Origin of the sequence: Neorhizobium sp. BT27B, assembly GCF_050455485.1 — a bacterium.
Classification (GTDB): domain Bacteria; phylum Pseudomonadota; class Alphaproteobacteria; order Rhizobiales; family Rhizobiaceae; genus Neorhizobium.
The window spans coordinates 1-5299 of the sequence record NZ_JBCIYT010000032.1; the positions used below are offsets into that span (position 1 = coordinate 1).

Consider the following 5299-nt stretch of genomic DNA (forward strand, 5'->3'; position numbering starts at 1 on the left):
GTCCACCTCTTTTTAAGTGGACACCACATGCCAAAGCTCAATCAATTGCAGAAGGTGCGGAGAAATTCGCGCTTACGAATAATATTAAGCCGGTCTCAGATTTCTGAGCAGGAGGAAGACCTAATTGCCATCACGTCTTCCAAATCTGTCATGGCTTAAATCCCACCGCCGTCTCTTCAGTGGTTGCGGTTCTGTAAAAGCACGGTGTCGAAGTCCGTCCGGTTTCCGTCGCCCACTCGCGTTGGGACTTGTACGCTCGAGGAAATCCCCGGCTCGAACGGACACGCTGTCCGGCTCGCATGCGGCAGGTGGCCGGACTGGCGCCCGCCGAAGCGGCAAGATTGCCGTCGCTCGCATCGAGCGCCCGTTCGAGCCCGTAGATGATATATGGCGGAGATCCGAGGTGCCGTCGGAAGCCCTCGTCCAACTTGCAGAGGCGGATGCGTGCGATACCGAATGGCACGCACCTAGAGCCCAATGGGCTCTAGTCAATCCTTATACAATGTCACTGACCAAGGCTACGACGCAATGTATCGAAAAACTGCCGTGTCGATGTCGCCTGAGCAAGTTCGACGGATTCGTGAAAGGCCGTTTTGCGGCGTACAAAAGTATTCTCAGCGGTCTTAGACGCTTCCGCGTATCTGTCCAAGTCAGCCAGTGATCGGAGATATGGCCACTTGCGAAGAAACTCGGGGGGCAATGCATCACTCCCAGAGAACGTTGCGAGCGGATAGTCCTTTTCGGTGGCGACGCCGATTTCCCACGGCACCCATTGCGATGTGGCCGTTGACATGGAGACTACGGCAAGCAATTGCGTGCACTTACCCATTTCCGCTCGGAGATGATCAGCGAGATCCTCGCCTTTTCTCACTCCCTGATCGATTACGTCGAGGTAGGAGTCGATTTGGTGGTTTACTTTAAGCCTAGCAGCAACTTGAGCGGCGAGAGCCGCGTCTGCCTTTTGATGTGAAACAAAGACTTTGATCATAACGCTATTCACCCTGAACGCTTTGCAAATTGGAGCGAGTGACTTAGTGTGGAGGTTTGGTGCGCATACTTATTTGCACGACGGCCACGGCTGTAAGGTCACTCTTGGAATTCCATCCTCGATTACTTGTAACGAATTCCACCCTTTACCATCCATTTCGGGTCTTTCGAAACTTCTGCGACGACCTTGTCTATTTGATCGGAGACGGTCCCGAAGAAATCCTCACTTTTACTCCAAGTGAAGCTCAGCTGATTTCGTGACATCTCGTCGCGGAATTCCTTCGCCTTTTTGAGTTCGTCGGCGTCGATCAGATAGGGGTTTATTGGAACTTCGCAAAATCCAAACAAAAGGGCCGAGACCTTTCCTCCATTTTGCATGGATTGCACGGCAATTCGATACTCTTCTACGGTTCCAGAAGCAAATTGCGAAGTCGGAGTGCCTAACTTGCTACCCATAAGGCCGAGATAGATATCGTAGCGGTCTTTGAAGTATCTGTTAGTCGCGTTCTGCACACCGGACGCATCGAAATTCGACGCAATGTCGCGGAATGTCTCGACTGAAACATTTGCCTTGTGGTCACGCTCCCATCTTGGATTAGAAACAGCGACCATCCGCGATGCTTCATTGGCGTAAAAAGCCATGTCTGCGGGATGCGAAAGAAATATCCGCAACTTACGGATGGTCACTTGTATTTCCTTCAAGCGAGTTCGCGGCTGCGTAGACTACGTGGTTTATAAAATGTACGACGTGGTGCGGACCGAAGGTGCGATATCGCATATCATACAGTATCGAACGAAAGACCGTTCCGTACCCGTGTCCCACATCGCTCGGTTGGTTGAAGACTAGGCCAAGCACTTTCTCAGCGCGCCTGAGTAGTATTTGGGAATCGTGAACGCTCTCTACAGTTAAATCTCCGCTGTCGATGTACGACAACATTAAATGCTGAGCCAGATATATCGACGCGAATTCGTTTATGTCGACGATCTCTTCACTGTGGTCCAGATCAGATGGATCCGTTTCCATATATTTGAGAGTGTAGGCCGACGAAATAGGTTTAAGTTTTCTTACCCAAAATACCAGGTAGCCGATGTGCTTTGAAGCATGTACCCCGTCCTCATGCATCGCGAACAATCGCTGTACGTCTCTTTCATGATGCCGCACAACGTCTATACAGGTTGCTAGAGACACGACGCCGATACAGCCGCAGTGTTCCACCATCGTTTTTTCGAGCAAGTCTTTCAGGTCAGCACCTGACTGCTGTTGTTTGACATCATACATAGGCGGGGAGCTTAGCGTCGCGGAGGGGCTGGTAAGGTATAGGATCGGTTGACCGCCTCGCGCAAAGCCTCACGGCCTCGCTCGATATCCATTCCCGAATTGTCCGGTTCTTGCCGCATTGTTCCGAGCGCCTTGATAGCGACCCCTCGGTCAAGCTGCTCCTGAGTCACCGAACTCAGCAACCTGTCAAATTTTTCAGCGCCGACCAAGGCTCTTAACGGAGATTTCATCACGATGCTTTCTGAGGCGTACCTATTCACTAACTCTCACTTCCGAGCCGCAAAAAACAAGCCTAAACGGCTAATTTTAAAATTTGCTCGCTTTAAAGGTGCGTGAGGCGGCATTTTTGCACCGAATAGGAGCGTTTTTTGCTTCCTGACGATATAAGGCGCCACCTTATAGAAATCAAATAGTATCCCCCGGGTCTAAACTGGATCCACCTCAACTAGCATGCCTCAACGCTGACAGTGATTCGTAGCGCGAATGAACCATCGAACTAGGCTTTCGCACGATGTAGGCGAGTGAATTTAGAGGGTGTGAACGATTGCTAAGCCTGTCAGCATGTGTGAGCTGATCAACGTGCTGCTTGCAGGGTTTAGACCAAAATTGGAATGCGCGATTTGTAAGCGGCGGGTGTATAAACCCTCGGCCGCTTGAGCAATGCGGAAAAGAGCCACGCTGTGGCTAGCACCGAAAAACATGGTGACCCTGACGAACATTACCGCAAAGGCATGCGTACGCTAGAAGCGGCATGTGTACTTATAGGCACGCCAATCGGCTTATGTCTCCGATTCGAACGCCTTTGCCAGGCGTTCAGCACAATATGCGAAAGACAAAAATTCAGCGGCGCAAGGCGTCCTTAATGGTTGGAAGGTATCTTTGCACCTGCTCTCGATCGCTTTCTTTCTCTTCATTAGACAGGTTTGCGAAGGGCGTTGCGATCTGTTTCTCCCATTTTTTCACCAGTTCGGAGGGGATCATCAATGACCCGTCTTCCTGTTTGATGGCCTTGCCGTGGAGATAGCTTTGCCAATGAGCCCATCGCTCATGTTCAAGCGCCGCTAGAGTCTCAACGAGACCATCTAGAACCTGATCTGTTTGCATTAAATCATCCCTGCTTCCACTAACTTACGATAATGCTCGCCTAATACTGTCAACTCACAACTCTTGTTTTGCATGGCTGCATGCCACATATGCGGCGCGTTTACAGGTCGGACCAGATTGACCTTCACATATCTCTGCAGCACCGCAAACACAGCATTCTTGGCAGGATCTGGAGGCGGGATGGAGGGATCATTTTTTTGCTCCTCGTTTCGCTCTGGTTCATAAGCAGGATCCAGAGGAAACTCGTAATCCTGAGAAGGAAAAAGCGTGGCTAGCTGCTGCAAATCCGCAAGCGGAATGGGAGCATCTGCCTTTTTGAGCGAAACAAATGTCTTTACATTGGTTTTAAACAAAGGGCGCTGCCCAGCCCAAGGTCCTAGTGACTGGTCGATATGAGCGTAGACGCTGCCAGGCGTGACGTCACCAACAAGATTAGCCGCAGCCCCCCCCAAAGCGTCGATCAAAAGGCTGGTGAAAACTCCTCCAGGGGCAGGGCCGCCCGTTTCGAGCGCGTATTGCTCGGCGGTCGATGCAGTTAGAATGGTCATTCCCTTAACGATTTCGGAGAACCCCTTCATTGTCGGCCGATCTCCCGCAATGCCGCTGTGGCAGCTATCGAGAATGATGACCTTGTTCGTTGCCGGCGATGCAGCAGCAATACTCATGACCTCATTGAGAGAAAGCCCATCGTCGCCCGTTTTGCAGTCGCCTGCACACAGGAATCCTCCGGTGTCTTCAATGTAACCATGGCCTGCAAAATAGAAGAGAGCGATTTCCGACTCGTCCGCGAACAACGCGCGCACCGCATCCTTCAATTCAACGCGCTCCACGATGTCCGTAGGGCCTGTGCCTGTGATCAACCTTGGTGTTTTAAAGTTGGTGGTGCCGTCGGCATTTCGCTCGAGCGCAGCCCGGACAGAATGCGCATCATTAACGCAGCCGGCGAGAGGTGAGATATGCTTGTAATGGTCGATGCCTACGATGAGTGCCTTACGCATTTAAAACGCCTTACAAGCTGTTGATCCAGTCGCCGATATTGGCCCATGTCCACTGCATAGTTTTCACGCCAGCAATTGACGTTGTGTCGTCTTTATAGGCCCAAATCCCGCGTACGGGCACACCCTGTTCCTGGGCGCAAGCGATCTCCCACTTCTGACCTGTCGAGGTCGTTGAGTTCTTTGTAACGATGGCAAGGACACCGTCAGAGCGCAGGATCCTGGTTTTGACTTTTTCTTTCCAGTTACTTTCGTATGCCTCTTTTACGGACATATCGATATATTCAAACGGCGTCGCAATATTGAGTGACTGCCCTTTGATCATGTCGCGAATTCGCTCGTCTTCGATTGCAAACGCGACGAAAATGGTTTTCTTGATCGCCATCACACTTCCCTGACTTCGATAGTTCACTGCTTACCCATGTTTGCGTGAAAGTATCATTACAACCGTTCAATAAGCGAGCACGCGGATTGCAAAACTGCGGGATTAGGTCGCATATTCCACAAGATTTGCGGCTCGAGTCCACGACCAAAACTCGGCCTAAATGACTTCAACCGAAGCTAACCTATTTGAGATATAGGGTGCCGACGTAGTATTAGTGGCAAGTTCGTTCCAGACGTGGTCGATTTCAAGAGGCCGACTGACGGCCGCACTCGATCTCTGGACGTCGGTAGCCCTGCCGGAACCGCGCGCCAACCTCGCAACGCCTTCACCGTTATGATGGACGTCATCGACGGCGCCGGCTACGAGAGATAGCGGAACCTCATCACGGAGCGGTGCGGAAGAGCCGCGACGGTCTGCAGCACTGGATTTGCGTGCGACGTCGCAGTTGGTATGACGTGGCGGTTAGAATGAAAGCGTACGATCCTTACAAGAGCATGCGACCGCTGAAGGATTACCCGTACGAAGCCTATTGCGACGCACCCTACGGTT

Annotated in this window: 5 protein-coding genes and 1 pseudogene; 1 reads left to right on the plus strand and 5 read right to left on the minus strand. The window is 51.6% G+C overall.

Going from position 1 to position 5299, the window contains the following annotated elements:
- Window positions 1-197: 197 nt before the first annotated feature.
- Window positions 198-445 (plus strand): annotated as a pseudogene (locus AAIH70_RS30840) (hypothetical protein); the annotation flags it as partial.
- Between the two features lie 60 nt (window positions 446-505).
- Here the strand turns inward: AAIH70_RS30840 and AAIH70_RS30845 are convergent.
- The 5 genes from AAIH70_RS30845 to AAIH70_RS30865 all read right to left on the minus strand — a co-directional run bounded on the left by AAIH70_RS30845 (window position 506) and on the right by AAIH70_RS30865 (window position 4750).
- Window positions 506-988, minus strand: a complete 483-nt coding sequence (locus tag AAIH70_RS30845) for a TIR domain-containing protein (RefSeq protein WP_430038140.1) — start codon at window positions 986-988, stop codon at window positions 506-508.
- 122 nt (window positions 989-1110) lie between these two features.
- Window positions 1111-1674, minus strand: a complete 564-nt coding sequence (locus AAIH70_RS30850; protein WP_430038143.1) for a hypothetical protein — start codon at window positions 1672-1674, stop codon at window positions 1111-1113.
- 1432 nt (window positions 1675-3106) lie between these two features.
- Window positions 3107-3370: a hypothetical protein gene (locus tag AAIH70_RS30855; RefSeq protein ID WP_430038145.1), complete on the minus strand. Its 264-nt coding sequence runs from the start codon at window positions 3368-3370 to the stop codon at window positions 3107-3109.
- Window positions 3370-4368 (minus strand): caspase family protein, encoded by a 999-nt coding sequence (locus tag AAIH70_RS30860; RefSeq protein WP_430038148.1) that lies wholly within the window; start codon window positions 4366-4368, stop codon window positions 3370-3372. Before AAIH70_RS30860 ends, AAIH70_RS30855 begins: the two co-directional genes overlap by 1 nt.
- 10 nt (window positions 4369-4378) lie before the next feature.
- The gene (locus AAIH70_RS30865; RefSeq protein ID WP_430038151.1) at window positions 4379-4750 is read right to left on the minus strand and encodes a hypothetical protein; all 372 of its coding nucleotides are present in this window, start codon (window positions 4748-4750) and stop codon (window positions 4379-4381) included.
- Window positions 4751-5299 lie beyond the last annotated feature (549 nt).

What these genes read in the sequence shown, in the direction of transcription:
- AAIH70_RS30845 (WP_430038140.1), bottom strand. Translation starts at nt 988, where the DNA reads ATGATCAAAGTCTTTGTTTCACATCAAAAGGCAGACGCGGCTCTCGCC.
- AAIH70_RS30855 (WP_430038145.1), bottom strand. Translation starts at nt 3,370, where the DNA reads ATGCAAACAGATCAGGTTCTAGATGGTCTCGTTGAGACTCTAGCGGCG.
- AAIH70_RS30865 (WP_430038151.1), bottom strand. Translation starts at nt 4,750, where the DNA reads ATGGCGATCAAGAAAACCATTTTCGTCGCGTTTGCAATCGAAGACGAG.
- AAIH70_RS30860 (WP_430038148.1), bottom strand. Translation starts at nt 4,368, where the DNA reads ATGCGTAAGGCACTCATCGTAGGCATCGACCATTACAAGCATATCTCA.